The organism is Lapidilactobacillus dextrinicus DSM 20335 (genome assembly GCF_001436095.1).
Classification (GTDB): domain Bacteria; phylum Bacillota; class Bacilli; order Lactobacillales; family Lactobacillaceae; genus Lapidilactobacillus; species Lapidilactobacillus dextrinicus.
In genome coordinates this window covers 263,525-284,070 of record NZ_AYYK01000001.1, presented here as the reverse complement: position 1 = coordinate 284,070, position 20,546 = coordinate 263,525, and the positions used below count along the sequence as shown (strand labels likewise).

Genomic DNA, 20,546 nt, shown 5'->3' with positions numbered 1-20,546 from the left:
TACCTAATGTAGAAAGCTGCTTTTATTTATATGTTTCAAAAAATAGTTGCAGTTCCAACAAACATTGTTCTTGGTTCTTTTTTTAGTTCGTCGTATTTGGCAGTTCAGGTAAGGCTCTTAATTTGGCAATTGCTTGATCGTATTCGTCTAGTATTTCAGGATCTACCTCGGCAACGCTGGTTTCTTTTGTTCGCGCTGAAGTTAAAAAGTTTAATAATGCTTCATTACGCAAGTCAGATAATTCAACAACCGCCCAGGTAGCAGTTGCTCGAATAACTGGCCGGGGATCATGGTCAATAACTTCTAATAATTGGGGAATTGTGCTAGTTGCTTTTGAATTAACCAAGGCAATAATAGCATTACGTTGGAGTGGTTTTTTACCGCGCCAAGAACCAGACATGGGACCAAACTTAACTTTGAATTCTTTGTTGCTCATGGTTAGCATTGGAACAAGCTCAGGCATAACAGCTTCAGGATCGGGTTCCATTTCCGCATGAAAGTGAAAATTTTTCCCTTTATTAAAAGGACAAACAATCTGGCAAATATCGCAGCCATAAATGACGTTGCGAATCATTGGCCGGAATTCTTTTGGCATTAAATTCTTCGTTTGGGTTTGATAAGATAAGCAACGCTGACCATTTAAGCGGCCATCGCCAAGTAATGCACTTGGTGGACAAGCGTCAATACAGCGTGTACAAGTACCACATTGATTAGCAATTGGTTCGTCAGGTGTAAATTCAATATTCGTTATAATTTCGCCTAGATAAACAAATGAACCAAATTCTTCAGTAATCAGCAAACCGTTACGACCAATAAAACCTAATCCAGCGCGTTGTGCGACTGCTACATCAATTAGTTCACCAGTATCCACCATTGGTTTAAACTTGATGTCATTATTTTTTGTTGCTAATTGTTTAATGGCTGTTATTAACTGTGCCATTTTATTATCTAAAATACGGTGATAGTCAATTCCCCAAGAGGCGCGAGCAAATTGACCGCGAATGTTTTCGGTTCTAGGGGGACGTTGTTTGATTCGGGTTGGATAAGCGAGGGCAATTGCGATAATTGATTGTGGTTGGTCAAAAATTTGATCAGGATTTAAACGCTCATCAAGATTTTGATGTTCAAAACCAGTGGTGTGACCGGCTGCTTTTTGCGCAACTAAACTTGGTCGTAAATGTTCGAAATTATCAGCCGTGGTGAAACCAATTTTATCAATACCAATTTCTTGGCTAGCTTTGATGATTGCTTGCTTTAAAAGTTCATTGGTCATAATGCGACTCCTTTCTAGGCTTGCTTGTGTCGCGCCAATTCGGGGATTTTATGATTAAGGATGGGCAGTAGGTAACGCGCAAATAGATAATAAAAAATTCCTGTTGCCACACACAAAGATAAATAGAAATAGAGACCTTGCAAATAATAGACAAAGAAGTTTGCGAGATGATAGAAGAAGACGGTCATAATCGCATTCCAAAAGCCAAAACTAAAACCGAGTAAGGAGGCAAATAATGCAGTCAGGATGGGACGTTTATTTTGAAGCGATGTACGTAAGAAGAGTTGCCAGATAATCAAGATTAGCAAATAACTGCTGATTTGAAAAATAGTCCAAGGGCCAACACCGCCGGTACGTAGATTAGATAATAAGATGGTGATCACCATCACGAGACTGCCAGTTGCCAAACCCGCAAAAGTCGTCATGAGTAAGAAAAAAGCCAAGACTAGCGAAAAATTAGGAATAAAAATTGTTAAAAGACTACCTAGACTACATAACGCAGCCATTAATGCGATAAAAGTAAGACGTTTAATAGAAAAGACTGGCATTTAAACACTCCAAATTAATTGATGATATGTTTTTATTATCTCATAGCTAAAGGTATTCGAACAATTTGCAACATTGATTTAAAATTCACGATTTCTAAATAAAATAAATATTGAACTAACGAATATTGCTGTATTAAATTTAAGGAAACTTGTTTTTCCGTGTAAAATTAGTTGCTAATTAAGAAAGAAAAAAGAATAAAGGCAACGACTTGAAGTAGTCGTTGCCTTTATTTGATCCTATCTTCTTCAAATATTGGGGGAGATGAAAAAGAATAGTGCATCAAAAATTATTGGAGAAGTCATTCTCATGACTCATGTTTAGCATAGCGAAAAAATGTGAAGAAATTGTGAAGAAAGATTATTATTCACAAAACAATCTTTCCTTTTTAAGCTTGTAAATAAATTTTCTTTAAATCAGCAAGATCAGTTGTTGACAAGTCTAGGACAGTTTCTAAATAATGATCAATGTCGCCAGCTAGTTCGCGAATTTCAGACTGAGCCTGGGCTAAATAGTCCATTTTGACTGATTGGAAAGAGAAAACACTGTCGACTAAATTAGGGTTATCACTAGGCAAGTCGGCAATCATTTGCGCAACTTCATCTTTAATGACGGTATTAGTTAGTAAGTAATCTTGTTCAGCCGTTTTTCGATCAACACCTAATGCTCGTAAAAATAAATAAGCACCAATACCAGTTCGATCCTTGCCTGCGGTACAATGGAACAAAACAGCTTGATTATCTTGAGTATTTGTTAAGAGAAGTTCAAAAAATTGATGGTAGGCTTTCTGTGGATGAGTGTCCGTGATAAGATTATGGTATGCAGAAAGCATCTGACGATGACCGATCCCCGGAGTTTGACTTAATTTCTTATAAAAGCTATCTTGATCGCGAGTACTTTCAGTTTCATCAATGCGAAAGACTGGGTCAAAATGATAAGACATTTTTGTCGTTAAACGATCGGGGGCATCCTTAACTTCTTGTGGTGAACGAAAATCGATACTCTTGATGACGCCATAATTTGTTAAATAATCTAAATCTGCATCAGATAAGTTAGCAAGGTTACCTGAACGCAGGATTTTATGATATTTAACTTGATGACCGTCTTGAGTTCGGTAACCGCCAAGTTCGCGAAAGTTGCTGCCTTGTTGAATGTTGAGAAGTCGTGCAGTCATGATATTAGGTTCCTTTCAGTTGTAGAATAAGTTAATCATACCAGAAAAAATAAAAAGATAGGTGTCATTATGAAAATACTTGTAGCCAGTCAAGATTTAACGTCGGAATTAAATGCGTCCATCAGTCGCGGTTTAATTCAACAGGGTCTTGTTGAAAAAGAACCTTCAGAATTTATTTTATTGCCCTTTGATGGTCAACAACAAAATCTTATTAGTGATTTGCAACAATGGAATGGCGGCGATCTACAAGACTTTGTTTATTACGGCCCTAATTGGGAAAGTACGCAAATTACTTACTTGTTGACGAAATTTGCAGATCAGCAAACGGCCGTGATTGATACTTCTGATTTTACAGATCGCCAATTAACTAGCCAATATGATCATCATGATTTATTCCATGCTTCTAGCTATGGCTTAGGGCAGTTGATCTTAGACGCTGTTACTAATGAGGCAAAAGAAGTCGTCTTATTAATTGATGATACCAGCATGATCGACGGTGGCTTAGGTATGTTACAAGCTTTAGGAGCTGTGATAACGGATGAAAGTGGCGATCCTATTCCTGTTGGTGAAAATCCATTAATTAATTTTGGCCATATTGATTTTGCTAAACCTGATGAATTGCTTAAAGATATTAAGTTGACAGTCTTAGTTCGTGAAACCTCAACTTATACAGGTTCAGATAGCAAGTTAGTTGATAATGGTCGTGAAATTGGCTTGTTATCTGATCAGATTGTTCGGTTAGATTTGCGAACTAATCAATTTAACCGGGCTATGCGTAAGGAACGTAATTTAGACTTAAGTACAATTGTCGGTGCTGGTGCTGGCGGCGGTATTGCCGGAGCCTTAGCTTGTTTAGATGCCACTATTTCAAATAGTACTTATCAATGGCTGTTTGAACGCCTAGATTTCAAGAAAGAATTGGCTGATGTCGATGCAGCTTTCCTTGCTACCGATCAAGTTAACCAAACTCGTTTTACAAGTTCCTTTGTAGGTGAACTGGCTAAGTTCTGTAACGATCAAGATATTCGCACTGTTTTAATGACATTAATTCGCATTACGCCGGCTGATGAATGGAATTTACCTTTGGTTAGCACGATTGTTTTACCAAAAATTGTGGGTATTAAGTTACCGATGATGGAAGAACATGTTGCAACCTCAGAACGTGAGCTACAACAAAGCCTATACTTGACAACACATGAAGTTGCTAAATTAATTAATTAATTAATGATCTTTAAAATGGCTCAATCCAATAAATATTGCGGTTGGGCTATTTTATGTTGAGTTAAATAAGTTTAGACTTAGCGTTACTATATTTTTAAATCAAGTCAGGCTCTTTATTCTTGAAATCCCATCTGCTAAAAGTTATGATTTGGTTAGAGGAAAGAAAGCAGGTGTTCAACATGGCAGAGCAAGAATATAAACGTATATTAGTTCCAATGGATGGTTCGCCCGAAGCAGAGTTGGCTTTTACTAAAGCTAAACGTGTCGCTCAAACCAACCATGCTCACTTGGATATTTTAACAATTTTAGATACTAAACAATTTGTCGGTAACTACGGCGGTGGTTTAACCGGGGATGCGATTTATCAGATTTCTGAGGATGCACAAAGCTACTTAGAAAATGTTAAACAAGAGACCTTGGAACATGATGGCTTTAAAGATGAAGATATTGACATTCACGTTCGTTTTGGGAATCCTAAAGTAGTAATTTCTCGTGATTTCCCAGAAGATCATCATAATGATTTAATTATGATCGGGGCAACTGGGTTAAACGCAATTGAGCGTGTCTTGGTTGGCTCAGTGACGGAATATGTTAATCGGCATGCGCCTTGTGACGTATTAATTGTTCGGACTGATTTAGAAAACCAATATCGCAAAGTTAAATAAGTTTTGACCATAACCTCTGCTTATTCTTTCTGTTAAAATTAAAACAGAAGAATAAGCGGAGGTTTTTTATGGCAGAATGCACTTGGGCAAAATTGTCAGCAGTCATGCAAGAATATCACGATACTGAATGGGGTAAGCCTGAATACGATGATCAAAAATTATTTGGTTTGTTATGTCTGGAAACCTTTCAAGCGGGTTTAAGTTGGCAAACCGTTTTGAACAAACGAGCAGCCTTTAATCGTGATTTTAATAATTTTGATCCGCACCAAGTTGCACAAATGACCGCCACTGACGTTGAACGATTAATGCAAGATTCAGAGATTATTCGTAATCGGCGGAAAATTACAGCGGCGATCACCAATGCCCAAGCATTCTTAAAAATCGAGGCTACTGGCGGATTTGCTACTTACTTATGGTCGTTTGTTGATGATCAACAAATTATTAATCATCCTAAAAGTGATGCAGAAGTTCCGGCAACGTCAGAATTGTCAGAACAAATTTCTAAAGATTTGAAGAAAAAAGGATTTAAATTTGTTGGCCCAACGGTTATTTATTCATTCTTACAAGGTGCTGGCATTATTAATGACCACGTTGAGGAATGTCCCTTCAAGTAGCCAACGTCTTTCTTTTAAGAAGGTGATGAATTGTATTTATTCCTTAAATATTTCAAAAAAAGAATTGCTCAACAAACACCTATTGAGCAACGAGTAAGTTATGGCATTTTATCAGGCTCTGTTGGATTAGGCTCTAACTTGATTTTGTTTATTTTGAAAATTATGATTGGACTTTTTTCAGGGAGTATCTCAATTATCACCGATGCCATTAATAACTTGTCGGATATGTTGTCATCCGGTTTAACAGTGATTGGTTTTAAAATGGCGGGTAAAAAGCCGGATCATGAGCATCCTTATGGTCATGAACGCTCAGAATCGATTTCTGGTTTATTGATTTCAATTGTGATCATGTTTGTCGGGCTCCAGTTTGTTAAAAGCTCGCTTGATAAAATTATTTCACCTAGCGCTTTACGCTTGAATACCACGGTTTATGTTATTTTAGTGATTTCAATTATTTTAAAATTGGCGCAAGTGTATTTTTATCGCTTGATTGGAAAGACCATTGATTCACCGACACTAATTGCCACTGCTAAAGATAGTTTAAATGATGTTTTTACAACAATAGCCGTTTTATTATCGGCCATAATTCAGGCGTCTACTGGTTGGCATTTAGATGGTTGGGTTGGTTTAGGCGTGGCAATCTATATCTTATTTAGTGCAGCAAGTTTAATTAGGACATTTATTAATGATCTATTAGGTCATCAACCAGGACATGAGTTAGTTGAGAAAATGGATGACCTATTACAAACTTACGACGATATTTTAGGTTTTCATGATTTATTAATTCATCAATACGGACCAAATATGATTTTTGCATCAGTGCATGTGGAATTCGATAGCAACTGGACGTTGAATCAAGCCCATCATGTTACCGATAAAATTGAGCATGATTTTTGGCATCAAGCGCAAATTCATCTAGTTTGTCATATTGATCCAATCGATATTAATAATCAAAAATACGCAAAAATTTATGAAGCCGTGCAGGCTGTGATTAAACATTATGAGTTAGGATTAACCACGCATGACTTTCATGTTGAAGAATTAGTGAACGGAGATAAGTTGATTCAGTTTGATGTCGTTGTGCCAGAACACATCACGACTAACGATGACGAACTGTTAGTATCAATTAATCACGATTTACGCAAAATTTTAGGGCAAGTTACAGCAGAAATTACTTTTGATCATAATTATATTGGTGATGATCATTCTCTAATATAGGAGTAAGTTAAACAAGTCAGTACTTGTTAAGTTAGGGTTAGACAAGTAAAATAAGGGTATAGTAAGCTGTTTTTAATGGTGGCAAGGCAATGTTGCCACTACTGTTATTCAACAATAGCAGCATAACTTAACCAGATTTCGAAAGTTAATAATCTTTTGAAGAAGTGACCAAGATGGCGTCACTTTTATTCTAGGAGGATATTCATGGAACGCGATGCAATTAAACAATACGCAGATTGGCTAGAAGAAAATAGTAATGATATTATTGCTCGACGAGTGCAATTTGATGCTCAACAAGTTTTTAATATTGTCACTGAATTAAAGATTTTTGATCAACCTGTTGCAACTTACTTAAAGATGAGCCAAGATGATTATTATGGCACAACGTCAGATCATAAGTTGACGTTGCAAGGCGAAGATGAACCAATGAGCCAATTAGAAGATCGGGTTTTAACTAATCACGTCGATGGTTCATTAACTGAAGGTCAAATTAATTTCTCTTACAATCACGAAGATAATTTCAGTGGTGGTTACTCTGCACGTAAAGATTTGAATTTGATTATGTATGGCTTAGAAGTTATTGGTGCTGTTGCTAATGTGGGCGGTTTTGAGTTAGTTCAACAAAACCTTTCTAAAGATGCAGCCGTTAGCTTATTGTTAGCAGCTAACGCATTAGCAGAATGGGAATTAGCAAATTAAATCAAATATGACAATAGTCATTGTTACTAAAAAGGCGTTGAACAGAATTCAAACTGTTCAACGCCTTTTTTGATTTTATTACACTTGAGCGAGTTTACGATAAGCTATGACTTCATCATTAGTGGCTAAGACGAAATGATCGGGAGTAATTTCTTGCAGTGTTCGCTGTTGACCATCGAATTCAATGGCGTCATTATAATCGGTTCGTTGGCGTGCTCGCTCAGCAACTGGATCGGGTAGTGGTACCGCAGATAACAAACTTTTGGTATAAGGGTGTAAGGGATGATTGTAAACTTCGTCAGCAGTAGCTAATTCTATCAATTTACCATTGTGCATGACGGCAATGCGATCGCTAATATATTTCACCATAGATAAGTCATGGGCGATAAATAAATAGGTGAGTTTCTGTTTTTTTTGAATATCGCGTAATAGATTCACAACTTGGGCTTGAATGGAAACATCTAGAGCGGAAATTGGTTCGTCGGCAATAATAAACTTAGGATTCACAGCTAGTGCACGGGCAATGCCAATGCGTTGACGCTGACCACCGGAAAATTCATGTGGGTAGCGAGTAGCGTGGTCACGGCTAAGACCAACTAAATCAAGCAGTTTATTGACGCGCGCGCCACGTTCTTGTTCGCTATGAACTAAGTGATGAACATCCAGCCCCTCGGCAATAATGTCTTTAACTTTCATTCGGGGATCTAAAGAAGCATAGGGATCTTGAAAAATCATTTGCATATCGCGACGAAAGCTTAACATGTCGCGATGTTTAATCTGACTGATATCTTGACCATCAAACAGAATTTGGCCGCTAGTTGGTTGATAAAGACGAATAATACTACGGCCAGTAGTGCTCTTACCAGAGCCAGATTCACCAACAAGTCCAAATGTTTCGCCTTCATAAATATCAAAGCTAATATCATCGATGGCTTTGACCTCATTTGCCTTACCAGCATTGAAATATTGTTTAAGGTGTTTAACTTCGATTAATTTTTTACGTGCTGTTGTATTATTCGTGGTCATTAACGTTACTCCTTTGCGCTAGCGTCTGATGCTGATGAAGTAAAATTTGATATTCTGCTTCACGCTTTTGAATAGCTAAAGGCGGGGTTACTTGTGGTGCGTCAGGATGCAGTAACCAAGTAGCCGCATAATGAGTATCGGTTACCTTAAAGAAGGGTGGCATTGCTTGATAGTCAATGACCATGGCGTAAGGATTACGGGGTGCAAAAGCATCGCCTTGAGGTGGGTTGAGTAGGTTAGGCGGTGTTCCGGGGATGGCGTATAGACGTTCTGAGTCGGTTTTAAGCGTGGGCATGGCATTTAAAAGTCCCCAAGTGTAAGGATGCTTAGGATCGTAGAAAATCTCATCAACAGTGCCAAATTCGACGATTTTACCAGCATACATGACGGCTACTCGATCAGCAATTCCAGCAACAACCCCTAAATCATGGGTGATAAAAATAATTGAGGTTTTGATTTTTTGTTGTAATTCTTTTAGTAACTCAAGAATTTGGGCTTGAATGGTTACATCAAGAGCAGTTGTTGGTTCATCAGCGATTAGAATCTCGGGATTATTAACAATGGCCATGGCGATGACAATCCGTTGACGTTGACCACCAGAGAATTGATGAGGATAATCTTTAAGGCGATTTTTAGCGTTGTTAATACCAACCAGTTCTAGTACTTCTTCAGCGCGATGTAAAGCGGCTTTTTTTGTGGCTTTGCCGTGGATTAGTAGTGGTTCAGCGACTTGTTTACCAATCGGCATGGTAGGATCTAAAGAAGTCATCGGATCTTGAAAAATCATGGCGATTTCATTGCCACGAATCTTTTCCAGATCACGGGCATTCATTTTTAACAGATCATGATTTTTGAAGTTAATCTGGCCTGCTTTTACCTGAGCATTATTGGCCAATAAACCCATAATGCTACGAACAGTGACTGATTTGCCAGAACCAGATTCACCGACGATAGCTAAAGTTTCACCTTGATTGAGATGAAAGCTGACATCGCGAATGGCCTGAACTTGTCCAGCAAACGTTGCAAAATTAATTTTAAGATGTTGGACATCAAGAATCTTTGTCATAGGTTGCTCCTTTCTAATCAGTTAGTGTTTTATTCTTGTGTTTTAGGATCAAAAGCATCGCGCAAACCGTCTGCTAACAAGTTGAAAGCAATCATAATGATGCTTAGAACAGCTGCTGGATACCACATTTGATAGGGCAAGAACCGAAAAGCTTTTTGACCATCAGCTAATAATGTTCCTAGCGAAGCATTTGGGGCAGGAATACCGATGCCAATGAAACTTAAGAAAGCTTCAAAGAAAATAGCTGTGGGAATTGAAAACATAGTTTGAATAATAATGGTTGAAGATAAGTTAGGAATTAAATGTTTAACGGCAATTTTAACTGGTGACTCTCCTAAAGTACGCGCAGCTAAAACATATTCCTGTGATTTTAAGGTTAACGTTTCAGCACGAACTAGCCGTGCCATGGTAATCCAACCGGTTAAACCCATTGCCATCACAATTGAATTTAATCCTGGTGTAAATAGTAATAGCATCAGGATTACGATCACTAAATTAGGAATTGAGGAAATGATTTCAATGATTCGTTGCATAATGTTGTCAGTGCGACCGCCATGCCAACCAGAAATTAAACCATAAGATACGCCAATCGCTAAATCAAATAGTGTGGCTAGCAGACCAATCAATAATGACAAAGCAACACCTTTCATTAATCGTGAAAACAAATCACGTCCTAAATAATCTGTACCTAAAATATAATAAGTACCCTTAGGAACATTAGCCTGCGCATATTTATCCACAATTCGGCCACCAACATTGGCTTGTCCAGAAAATCCGGGGATACCTTGACCTATTTTAGGTGGCAAATTGGCGTAAGCGACATTTTGGGCGTTGGGATTACTAGGTGTCCACCAAATTGATACAACAGAAATAATGACAATAACTAATAGCAGCCAAAATGAAATCATCGCAGCACGATTTTTACGAAGTCGACGGATTGCATCTTGGAAGAAGGTTAGTGAAGGCGTACTGATTTTTTCTTGCGCATCAACATTGGCTGCGGTAACGGTTTTGAAACTAGCAGGAGTGATTTTGAGTTTATTGAGATTATCGGCCATTAGTTTTGCACCTCACTACTTAATCTGATTCGTGGATCAATTAGACCATAAAGAATATCCACAATTAAAATAACGACAACTAACAATGTTGAATAGAGAATGGTTAACCCCATGATTGTAGGATAGTCATTTGTGGTGATCGATTTAACGAATTGTTCACCGATACCAGGAATGGAGAAAATATTTTCAACAACCATGGAACCGACCATTAAATCGACCGCCATTGGGCCAATAATCGTCACAACCGGAATTAAAGAATTACGCAAGGCATGTTTAGCAACTGTTTGCCAAGGTGAATTTCCTTTAGCGCGAGCTAATTCAATATAGTCAGAATTCAAAACGTCCACCATTTCAGTGCGCATAAATCGTGCGGTTGTGGCTAGTGGCGCCATGGCCAAGGCAATTGTTGGCAAAATACTTGAAGAAAAGCCATCCCATAAGGCAATTGGGAATAAACCTAATTTAAAAGCTAAGAAAAACTGTAAAATGACTGCAAAGACGAAGTTAGGAATGGAACGGCCAATAATAGCAAAAAATGTCGCGACCGTATCAACCCAAGTGTTTTTGCGAATGGCGGCAATGGCGCCGAGTAAAATTCCTAAGCCAGTGCCCAAAATAATAGCTTGTAAACCAATCTGCATAGAAGGACCAATGCGACTAGCAATTAAATATGAAACAGGTTGGTTGTTAAATTGAAAAGACGTACCAAAATCACCATGCAATAAACCGGCCATGTAAAGCCAATATTGTTGGTAAACCGGTTTGTTGAGGCCATATTGTTGATCCATAATTTTAATTTGTTCAGTCGTCATCTTGGCTTGATTAGCATAAGGCGATCCAGGCATTAATTTCATTAAGAAAAATGTGGCGGTTGCAATAATGAATAAGGTTAGAATTAGATAACCAATTCGTTTGAGAATATATTTCCCCATTGTTAACACTCCCATAGTTTTACTGTGAAGAGGCAGAAGTTACTTACTTAATATCACTAAAACTAAATTCTACCTGTTCAAGCTTGGTTTGTAAAAGAACCTGTCATCTGTTTTGCAAATGTTTTGCAAAAAATGCAGTCAACCCGTCGCCTGTTACACTCTAATAATTTTCTGCTAAGTTTTGGTTTACTTTAGGTGTGTCTCTTGATATTTGTTATAATAGATTTTTAGAATAGCGACGTTTTGAAAGGATGGCAACATGGCAACTGATTTATTAAAAGGGCTTAACGACAAACAAAAGGAAGCAGTACTAACGACAGAGGGTCCACTCCTAATTATGGCAGGAGCTGGCTCTGGTAAAACGCGAGTGCTGACTCATCGTGTTGCTTATCTAATTGAAGAAAAAAACGTGTTGCCTTGGCAAATCTTGGCAATTACGTTTACTAATAAAGCTGCAAAAGAAATGCGCGAACGAATTGGCAAATTACTTGGTGAAGGCGCCAATGACATTTGGGTATCAACTTTTCATGCACTTTGTGTGCGAATTTTACGTAGGGAAGCAGAGAAAATTGGTTATGCCAAGACTTTTACGATTGCTGATCCTGCTGAACAATTAACTTTAATTAAGCGGATTTTAAAACAATTAAATCTTGATCCGAAAAAGTATGATCCTAAAGGTATTTTGGGACAAATTAGTAATGCTAAAAACGAATTGAAGACGCCAGAACAATATGAAACTGAATTCGGTTCTGCACCAGGTTTTGAAAAAATCGTGGCTCAAGTTTATCGCCTTTATCAACGTGAACTAGAACGTGATCAAGCTTTTGATTTTGATGACTTGATTATGCAAACTATTCGCTTGTTCCATACCAGTGATGAAACTTTAGCTTTTTATCAACGCAAGTTCCGTTACATTCATGTCGATGAATATCAGGATACCAATGAAGCACAGTATCAATTGGTGCGCTTATTAGGTGCTGGTTACCGGAATGTTTGTGTTGTTGGTGATGCTGACCAGAGTATTTATGGCTGGCGTGGTGCCAATATGAGTAATATCATGAACTTTGAAAAAGATTATCCTCATGCCAAAATGATTATGTTGGAACAAAATTATCGTTCCACTAAAAACATTTTGAGCGCGGCTAATGCAGTTATTAACAACAATAATTACCGTAAGCCTAAAGAATTATGGACTGATAATCCTGACGGTGGCAAGGTGATTTATTATCGGGCCCAAAGTGAAACGGATGAGGCTGATTTTGTTGCAGCTAAAATTGCAGAAGGTGTTAAGGCTGGTACTTTTAATTATGGCGATTATGCGATTCTTTACCGAACCAACGCTCAGTCTCGTTCATTAGAATCGCGCTTAGTCCAACAAAACATCCCTTACAAAATTCTTGGTGGTCATAAATTCTACGATCGTAAAGAAATTAAGGATATTTTGGCCTACTTGCGTTTAGTAGCCAACCCAGCTGATTCGATGAGTTTCAATCGAATTGTTAATGAGCCTAAGCGAGGAATGGGCGCGGGTACCATTGCTAAGCTCCAAGCATTTGCTGATGAACATGATTGGTCACTTTTAGAGGCTGCTAAAAACGCTGATTTATCAGCACTAGCTGCCAAACCGCGTACGGCAATGTTAGATTTTGCCAAAATGATTTATGATTTACGTGAACAACGCACAACTTTATCAACAACTGAATTAACTGAAGCTTTACTAGAACGCAGTGGTTACAAACATCAATTTGAAATTCAAAATACGATTGAAGCCGACACACGACTTGAGAACTTAAGTGAATTTTTAACTGTTACGAAACAATTTGATGATACTTATGAACCTGAGGAAGAAGATAGCGATATGCTAACGGATTTCATTGCAGGTTTGGCTTTAGTTTCTGATCAAGATGATTTGGAAGAAGACGTTAAACAAGTGACGTTGATGACCTTGCATGCTGCTAAAGGTTTGGAATTTCCAGTGGTGTTCTTAGTAGGAATGGAAGAGGGTATTTTCCCATTATCACGAGCATTAATGGAAGATGATGCTTTAGAAGAAGAACGTCGGCTAGCTTATGTCGGGATTACACGAGCTGAGAAGCAACTTTATTTAACCAACGCTTACGGTCGTATGTTGTACGGCCGAACTCAGAACAATCCCGCTTCACGTTTTATTGGGGAAATTGCACCGGAAGTTCTAGAAACAGAATCAGCTAATGCTGGGTCATATCCGTTTGATCGTTCGAATAACGCTTCACATGAGCATCATTACCAAGTTCGCGCACAAGCTAGTACTTATCGGGAAACAAAGACAGCGAAAAAAGCCAGTGGTTCTGTTGGCGCCGAGAAGTTGGCTTGGCAAGCTGGCGATAAAGTTGAACATCGTAAATGGGGCCAAGGAACTGTGGTTCAAGTTGAAGCCAATGGGGCGGATATTGAATTGACAATTGCTTTTCCAGATATTGGTGTGAAGCATTTAATGGCCGCTTTTGCCCCAATTAAAAAAGTAGAATAATTCTTCTTTTAGAGATTGTTTTGATAGATTAAGGCATTAATTAAAGGAGCTATTATGGCATTAGAAAAAGCAATTGCTGAATTTTCTCACGCAGAGGCTGCTACTAAAATCGCTAGTCTGCGTGCAAAATTAAAAGAATACGCTGCCGCTTACTATACTGCTGATGCACCAGTTGTCGAAGATGCTGTTTATGACGAGCAATACCGTGATCTCGAAGATTTAGAACGGGCTTTTCCTGATTTGGTAACGGTAGATTCACCAACGCAAAATGTTGGTGGTGCTGTTTTACCTGAATTCACTAAAATCACCCACAACATTCCCATGCTATCAATGGGCGATGTTTTTTCACTTGAAGAAATAACTCAATTTAATCAGCGAATTGTCACGGCGACGAAACAACCAGGCGAATATAGTGTTGAGTTAAAGATTGACGGTTTAGCAATTTCATTGCGTTATGAAAAAGGCCGTTTGGTTGAAGGATCAACACGTGGCGACGGTAATGTTGGTGAGGATGTAACGGAAAACCTTAAAACGATTAAAGCTATTCCGCAACAGTTAACCGAGCCGATTGATTTAGAGGTTCGCGGTGAGTGTTACATGCCTAAAACGTCATTTGTAAAATTAAACGAGCAGCGTGAACGTGATGGGCAACCAACGTTTGCTAATCCGCGTAACGCAGCAGCGGGTAGTTTGCGGCAATTAGATGTTAAAATTACTGCCGAACGAAACCTGGATACATTTATGTATACAATCGTTAATGCTGCTGATTACGATGTTCATACTCAACGGGATGCTTTAGCCCAACTTACTCAATGGGGTTTTCATACTAATCCGGAGTCAATTTTAGCAACGGATTTAACTACGGTTCAGGATTTTATTGAGCGTTATCAAAGTCGTCGGGATGATTTGCCATATGGTATTGATGGCGTGGTGTTGAAAGTTAACGATTTGGCAGAGCAGCAAGTTTTGGGTAATACCGTTAAGGTACCACGCTGGGAGATTGCTTATAAGTTCCCACCAGAAGAGGCTGAAACAATCGTTCACGATATTGAATGGACGATTGGGCGCACAGGTGTGGTTACACCAACAGCGGTTATGGATCCAGTCCAATTAGCTGGTACGACTGTTGCACGTGCCACGCTTCATAATCCGGATTTTCTCTTAGCTAAAGATGTCCGGTTAAACGATACCGTTAAAATTCATAAAGCTGGCGACATTATTCCCGAAGTTTCTGAAGTTATTTTGACAAAACGTTCGCATGACAGTCAACCATATGAAATTCCGACAACTTGTCCTTCTTGTGGTGCTAAATTAGTGCACTTAGAAGATGAGGTTGCCTTACGTTGTGTCAATCCAATGTGTCCCGCCCAGGTTAAAGAAGGCTTAACCCATTTTGCTTCACGGAATGCGATGGACATTGATGGTTTAGGTCCTAAGATTGTGGCCCAATTATATGATCGTCATTTGGTTAAAGATGTTGCGGACATTTATAAGTTAACCGCTACGGATTTAGCGGGTTTAGATAAGTTCAAAGAGAAATCAATTAATAACTTATTAACTGCGATCAAGCACTCAAAAGATAATTCTGCAGAGCGACTATTATTTGGTTTAGGAATTCGGAATGTTGGTGCGAAAGCGGCTCGATTGTTGTTGGAACACTTTGGCTCTGTACCTGCTTTAATGGCAGCAGACGCTGATGAAATTGGTGCGATCAAGACAATTGGCCCCACAATTATTGACAGTTTATTAACCTACTTTGCTAATGAACAAGTTCAACTTTTAATGCAAGAATTACAGAGTGTCGGGGTTAATTTTGATTATTTGGGCCCCAAAACAACAGCCTCAGTTCAACCAAATTATTTTCAAGATAAGACAATTGTGATCACTGGCAAGTTAACCAATTTTACGCGTGATGAATTAACCCAACGCTTATTAACTTTAGGCGCTAAAGTGACCGGCTCGGTTTCTAAAAAAACAGATTTATTAATTGCTGGTGAAGATGCTGGTAGTAAGTTAACAAAAGCCCAAAATCTTGACGTTACAATTATTAATGAAACTCAAGCATTGCAATACCTTAATGAGGTGAAAGAATGAGCAACCACATTAAAAAAATCAAACTAAGTCTAGTGCTACTAGCAACCGTTGCGGTTCTAGCAGGTTGTGGTAATTTACAAAATTCTGGATTATCAGATGGTGAATCTGGCAGTAATACCAATAGTAAAACTTCCAACTATCAAATTACCGGGACAACTGATGGCACGCAATATAGCGCCTTGTTAAGCAATGGTAAATATAAAGTTAGCGCCACGCGTGGCTTACTAACAGATCAAAACGCCAATAAGTTTAATATTTCTAGTTTTGAGAGCGGCTTAACCACATTAAGTAAGACCGAGTTCTCACCTAAGAAATATGCTTTTCAAGAAGGACAGCATATTTCTAGAACAACGGCCAATAACTGGTTGGCTCGCCAATCTAAATCTAACCCAGAAGGATTAAATCCAGTTGATAACGGCAAGACAGATCCGTCAACTCGCAATCCTATTTATTTACAAGATATTCTAGAGCAGGATTATTTAGTTCGTAAGGGTAATTCCTATCAGCTCGGTGGTGTGGCAATCGGGTTAGGCATGAATAAGGTTGATAATTACCGTAAAGAAAAATATGGTGCGGTTTATAAGACCACTATTTCCGAAACGGCTCGAGAACAACAAGCTAAGTCAATAGCAGAAAAAATTTTAAGCCGCTTACGTCAAAAGAAGGCTTTAGCCAATGTAACCATTGTTTTTGGCCTTTATGAACAAGGCGAAGATGATAGTTTAGTTGGTGGTACTTACTTTGCAACTGCCGTTAGCAAGTCTGGCACAAACATTGATCAATGGAACACCGTTAATGAGAAGAATGCTGTCTTACCAGTTGTCAACAATGAGAAGGCCATTAATGATGGCGATAGTGATTCCTTTGATAATTTCAAGAGCAAGGTACAATCATTCTTCCCTAATTTAAGTGGCGTTACCGCTCAAGTACATTATAAAGATAATAAATTAGCCGGTATGAATATCAAAATCACGACCCAATTCTTTGGTGAAAATGAAATTCGTAGTTTTACTCAGTATACTGATACCGCCGCAACACAATACTTACCCGCCGGCATTCCGATCGAAATTACAATTTCTTCTGTTGAAGGAATGCAAGCCTTTTTGAATCGTGATAGTGGTGATAAGACATTTTATACCCATGTATTTGGTAGTTACTAGTTTTTAACTGGGTAATGAAATGATAGAATGTATAACGAAGTATTAGACAAGTTTAACAATCCAATTTGCAAATAAAGGAGTTTAGCTAATGATTTCCAAAAATGACGTTACACACGTTGCTAATTTGGCACGCTTGTCACTTAGTCAAGATGAAATTGATCGATTCACAAGTCAGTTAGATCAAATTATTGCCATGGAAGATGAATTATCCCATGTTGAAACAGAAGGGGTTAAACCAACAACCCACATTACTGATGAAGTTAATGTTTTCCGCAATGATGTAGTCGTTAATGACGGCATTACACGTGAAGACTTATTAAGTAATGTGCCAGAAACAAAAGATGGTTTAATCAAAGTGCCATCAATTATTGATAAGGGGGAGACTGACGCGTGAGCTTATTAGACAAAGATTTAGAAACGCTCCATCAAGAACTTGTTGCCGGTGATATTAAAGCTACTGATTTAGTTGAACAATCATTAGACACGATTGAACAGCGCGATCCTCAATTAAATGCTTTTATCACAGTTAATGCTCAACAAGCGTTAGCAGATGCCGTTGCATTAGATGAAAAGGGCATTAAGGCTGAAGATAAATTAGCTGGTATTCCGATTGCTTATAAAGATAATATTGTCACTAAAAATATTTTAACAACTGCTGGTAGTAAGATTCTGAATAACTTTGAACCTGTTTATGACGCTACTGTTGTTGAAAAATTATCGCAAGCTGGCATGATCAACCTTGGTAAAACCAATATGGATGAATTTGCCATGGGTTCTTCTACTGAATCTTCTTACTTTAAGCCAACTCATAATCCTTGGGATCTTGATCGGGTTCCTGGTGGTTCATCAGGTGGTTCTGCAGCAGCAGTTGCAGCTGGTGAAGTTTTTGCTGCTTTAGGTAGTGACACTGGTGGTTCTATTCGGCAACCATCTGCATACAATGGTATTTTTGGGATTAAGCCAACTTATGGTCGCGTTTCACGTTGGGGCTTAATTGCCTTTGGATCCAGCTTTGATCAAATTGGTGTGATGACTAAACGTGTTAAAGACTCAGCTTATATTTTAACAGCTATGTCTGGCAAAGATGCTAAGGATAGCACTAGCTCCAAACAAGAAGTTCCTGACTTTACGAAGTTTGTGGGCCAAGATATTAAAGGCTTACGAGTTGCTGTTCCTGATGAATTTTTCGGTGATGGTATTGATGAAGAAGTTAAGACCCAAGTTGAAAAGGGACTTAAAGTACTTGAAGATTTAGGTGCTGTTATTGATCACGTTCAATTACCTTATACAAAATATGCTGTTCCTGCTTATTATGTTCTAGCTTCTAGTGAAGCTTCTTCAAACTTACAACGTTTCGATGGCATTCGTTACGGTTATCGGGCTGAAGATGTTAAGAATTTGGAAGATGTTTATATTAAGAGTCGCTCTGAAGGATTTGGCTCTGAAGTAAAACGGCGGATTATGTTAGGTACGTTTGCCTTATCCGCTGGTTTTTATGATGCTTACTTTAATAAGGCAGCTAAAGTTCGGACCTTGATTAAACAAGATTATGAACGCGTCTTAGCTGATCATGATTTAATTGTTGGACCAACTTCACCAGATACAGCTTTCAAAATTGGTGCAATTGTTTCTGATCCATTGAAACTTTACTATAAAGATATTTTAACGATTTCTTCTAATATGGCAGGTGTACCATCTGCTTCTGTACCAGCCGGCTTTGATAGCAAGGGCTTGCCAGTTGGTATGCAAATGGTTGCTAAACGTTTTGATGAAGGCACAATCTTTAAAGCTGCCGCAGCTTTTGAAGCTGCTACGAAATATTACGAAGTAAAACCAAGTTTTAAAGGAGGTGCCCGGTAATGAACTTTGAGACAACAATTGGCTTAGAAGTCCACGTTGAATTAAAAACTAAGACTAAAATGTTTAGCCCTTCACCTGTAACTTATGGTGCTGAACCCAATACGAGTACAAATGTGATCGACTTTGGTTTTCCTGGTGTTTTGCCAACAGTTAACCGTGAAGCCTATCGCTTAGGTTTGATGGTTGCTTTAGCTTTACATGCAGATATTACGAAGTACACGCATTTTGATCGTAAGAATTATTTCTACCCAGATAATCCCAAGGCTTATCAGATTACTCAGGCTGAAGAACCCTTAGCCACTAATGGTTGGCTTGAAATCGAAGTTAATGGTGTTAAGAAGAAAATTGGGATCGAAGAAATGCACGTTGAAGAAGATGCCGGCAAGAACACCCATGGTGACGATGGTTATTCTTATGTTGACTTAAACCGTCAGGGGACACCATTAATTGAAATTGTTTCTAAACCAGATATTGCTTCACCAGATGAGGCTTATGCTTATTTGGAGCAATTACGTAAGACGATTCAGTTTACTGGTGCTTCTGATGTGAAGATGGAAGAAGGTTCAATGCGGGTTGATACGAATATTTCAATTAGCCCAATTGGTTCTGACAAATTAGGTCAAAAGGCCGAATTGAAGAACTTAAACTCCTTCAACCACGTTCGTTTAGGCTTGGCTTATGAAGAAAAACGTCAAGCACAAGTGATTATGGCTGGTGGTTCGGTTCGTCCAGAAACACGTCGTTTTGATGAAGCTTCCGGCGAAACAATCTTAATGCGGGTTAAGGAAGGTAAAGATGATTATCGTTACTTCCCAGAGCCTGATTTGCCAGCGTTTGAAATTGAAGACGACTGGATTAACGAAATTCAATCAGAAATACCAGAAATGCCTGACAAACGACGTTCTCGTTACATTAATGAATTAGGTATTCCTGAATATGATGCTGGCGTTTTAACACAAACCAAAGAAATGTCTGACTTCTTTGAAGCAACAATCGCTGACGGTGCTAACGCTAAATTAGCTTCTAACTGGTTAATGGGTGAAGTGAGTGCTTACTTAAATGCTAATAAGCTCGATTTATTAGCAACTAAATTAACACCAGTGAACTTATCAACCATGATTAAGTTGATTCAAGACGGTACCATTTCTTCTAAGATTGCTAAAAAGGTTTTCCAAGAAACGATTAAAAACGGTAGTGAACCAAAAGCTTGGGTAGAACAAAAGGGACTAGTACAAGAATCTAATCCTGAAGTTTTAACCCCAATTATTACTGGTATTTTGGATGCTAACGAACAATCAATCATTGACTTCAAAAATGGTAAAGATCGTGCTGTTGGTTATTTAATCGGTCAAATTATGAAACAAACTCATGGCCAGGCCAATCCAAAAGTGGTTAATAAAATCTTGATGGCCGAGTTAAACAAACGTTAAA

General features: G+C 38.4%; 18 protein-coding genes. 11 read left to right on the top strand and 7 right to left on the bottom strand.

All coding sequences use genetic code 11. From position 1 onward, the window contains the following. Positions 1–82: 82 nt before the first annotated feature. The 3 genes from queG to FC84_RS01400 all read right to left on the bottom strand — a co-directional run bounded on the left by queG (position 83) and on the right by FC84_RS01400 (position 2,993). Positions 83–1,273: a tRNA epoxyqueuosine(34) reductase QueG gene (gene queG, locus FC84_RS01410; RefSeq protein WP_057754227.1), complete on the bottom strand. Its 1,191-nt coding sequence runs from the start codon at positions 1,271–1,273 to the stop codon at positions 83–85. A 14-nt stretch (positions 1,274–1,287) separates the two neighbouring features. After that, positions 1,288–1,821 (bottom strand): hypothetical protein, encoded by a 534-nt coding sequence (locus tag FC84_RS01405; protein ID WP_057754225.1) that lies wholly within the window; start codon positions 1,819–1,821, stop codon positions 1,288–1,290. 386 nt (positions 1,822–2,207) lie between these two features. Next, positions 2,208–2,993, bottom strand: coding sequence for a tyrosine-protein phosphatase (locus FC84_RS01400; RefSeq protein ID WP_057754222.1), 786 nt, complete (start codon positions 2,991–2,993; stop codon positions 2,208–2,210). Between the two features lie 69 nt (positions 2,994–3,062). Between FC84_RS01400 and FC84_RS01395 the strand changes: the two genes are divergently transcribed. The 5 genes from FC84_RS01395 (at position 3,063) to FC84_RS01375 (ending at position 7,410) form a co-directional block, all read left to right on the top strand. After that, positions 3,063–4,214 carry a glycerate kinase gene (locus FC84_RS01395; RefSeq protein ID WP_057754220.1) on the top strand — a complete coding sequence of 384 codons (1,152 nt, stop codon included), beginning with the start codon at positions 3,063–3,065 and terminating at the stop codon, positions 4,212–4,214. Between the two features lie 179 nt (positions 4,215–4,393). Then, positions 4,394–4,879: a universal stress protein gene (locus FC84_RS01390; RefSeq protein ID WP_057754217.1), complete on the top strand. Its 486-nt coding sequence runs from the start codon at positions 4,394–4,396 to the stop codon at positions 4,877–4,879. Positions 4,880–4,947: 68 nt separating this feature from the next. Then, a complete protein-coding gene (locus FC84_RS01385) occupies positions 4,948–5,493 on the top strand; it encodes a DNA-3-methyladenine glycosylase I (RefSeq protein ID WP_057754214.1) in 546 nt (181 codons plus the stop codon). A gap of 30 nt (positions 5,494–5,523) precedes the next feature. Continuing rightward, positions 5,524–6,711: a cation diffusion facilitator family transporter gene (locus FC84_RS01380; protein ID WP_057754211.1), complete on the top strand. Its 1,188-nt coding sequence runs from the start codon at positions 5,524–5,526 to the stop codon at positions 6,709–6,711. Positions 6,712–6,915: 204 nt separating this feature from the next. After that, positions 6,916–7,410 (top strand): hypothetical protein, encoded by a 495-nt coding sequence (locus tag FC84_RS01375; RefSeq protein ID WP_057754207.1) that lies wholly within the window; start codon positions 6,916–6,918, stop codon positions 7,408–7,410. A 78-nt stretch (positions 7,411–7,488) separates the two neighbouring features. Here FC84_RS01375 and FC84_RS01370 read toward each other — a convergent pair whose 3' ends face one another. The 4 genes from FC84_RS01370 to opp3b are packed head-to-tail and all read right to left on the bottom strand — an operon-like array spanning position 7,489 to position 11,492. Beyond that, positions 7,489–8,436, bottom strand: a complete 948-nt coding sequence (locus FC84_RS01370; RefSeq protein ID WP_057754204.1) for an ABC transporter ATP-binding protein — start codon at positions 8,434–8,436, stop codon at positions 7,489–7,491. After that, positions 8,423–9,502 carry an ABC transporter ATP-binding protein gene (locus FC84_RS01365; RefSeq protein ID WP_057754201.1) on the bottom strand — a complete coding sequence of 360 codons (1,080 nt, stop codon included), beginning with the start codon at positions 9,500–9,502 and terminating at the stop codon, positions 8,423–8,425. The genes FC84_RS01370 and FC84_RS01365 overlap by 14 nt, the downstream gene beginning before the upstream one ends. A gap of 29 nt (positions 9,503–9,531) precedes the next feature. Then, the gene (locus FC84_RS01360) at positions 9,532–10,560 is read right to left on the bottom strand and encodes an ABC transporter permease (protein WP_057754197.1); all 1,029 of its coding nucleotides are present in this window, start codon (positions 10,558–10,560) and stop codon (positions 9,532–9,534) included. Then, positions 10,560–11,492 (bottom strand): oligopeptide ABC transporter permease, encoded by a 933-nt coding sequence (gene opp3b / locus FC84_RS01355; protein ID WP_057754193.1) that lies wholly within the window; start codon positions 11,490–11,492, stop codon positions 10,560–10,562. The genes FC84_RS01360 and opp3b overlap by 1 nt, the downstream gene beginning before the upstream one ends. Positions 11,493–11,751: 259 nt before the next feature. Here opp3b and pcrA point away from each other — a divergent pair, with 259 nt between their 5' ends. The 6 genes from pcrA to gatB all read left to right on the top strand — a co-directional run bounded on the left by pcrA (position 11,752) and on the right by gatB (position 20,545). Continuing rightward, positions 11,752–14,001, top strand: a complete 2,250-nt coding sequence (pcrA, locus tag FC84_RS01350) for a DNA helicase PcrA (RefSeq protein ID WP_057754189.1) — start codon at positions 11,752–11,754, stop codon at positions 13,999–14,001. A gap of 54 nt (positions 14,002–14,055) precedes the next feature. Continuing rightward, entirely contained in the window at positions 14,056–16,095 is a 2,040-nt protein-coding gene (ligA, locus tag FC84_RS01345) for an NAD-dependent DNA ligase LigA (protein ID WP_057754186.1), read from the top strand. Beyond that, positions 16,092–17,255, top strand: a complete 1,164-nt coding sequence (locus FC84_RS01340) for a CamS family sex pheromone protein (protein ID WP_404804615.1) — start codon at positions 16,092–16,094, stop codon at positions 17,253–17,255. The genes ligA and FC84_RS01340 overlap by 4 nt, the downstream gene beginning before the upstream one ends. Before the next feature lie 88 nt (positions 17,256–17,343). Further along, entirely contained in the window at positions 17,344–17,649 is a 306-nt protein-coding gene (gene gatC / locus FC84_RS01335) for an Asp-tRNA(Asn)/Glu-tRNA(Gln) amidotransferase subunit GatC (protein WP_057754183.1), read from the top strand. Then, on the top strand, positions 17,646–19,115 hold the full coding sequence (gene gatA, locus FC84_RS01330; protein WP_057754180.1) for an Asp-tRNA(Asn)/Glu-tRNA(Gln) amidotransferase subunit GatA: 1,470 nt from the start codon (positions 17,646–17,648) through the stop codon (positions 19,113–19,115). Before gatC ends, gatA begins: the two co-directional genes overlap by 4 nt. Continuing rightward, positions 19,115–20,545, top strand: coding sequence for an Asp-tRNA(Asn)/Glu-tRNA(Gln) amidotransferase subunit GatB (gene gatB, locus FC84_RS01325; RefSeq protein WP_057754177.1), 1,431 nt, complete (start codon positions 19,115–19,117; stop codon positions 20,543–20,545). The genes gatA and gatB overlap by 1 nt, the downstream gene beginning before the upstream one ends. Position 20,546: the final 1 nt, after the last annotated feature.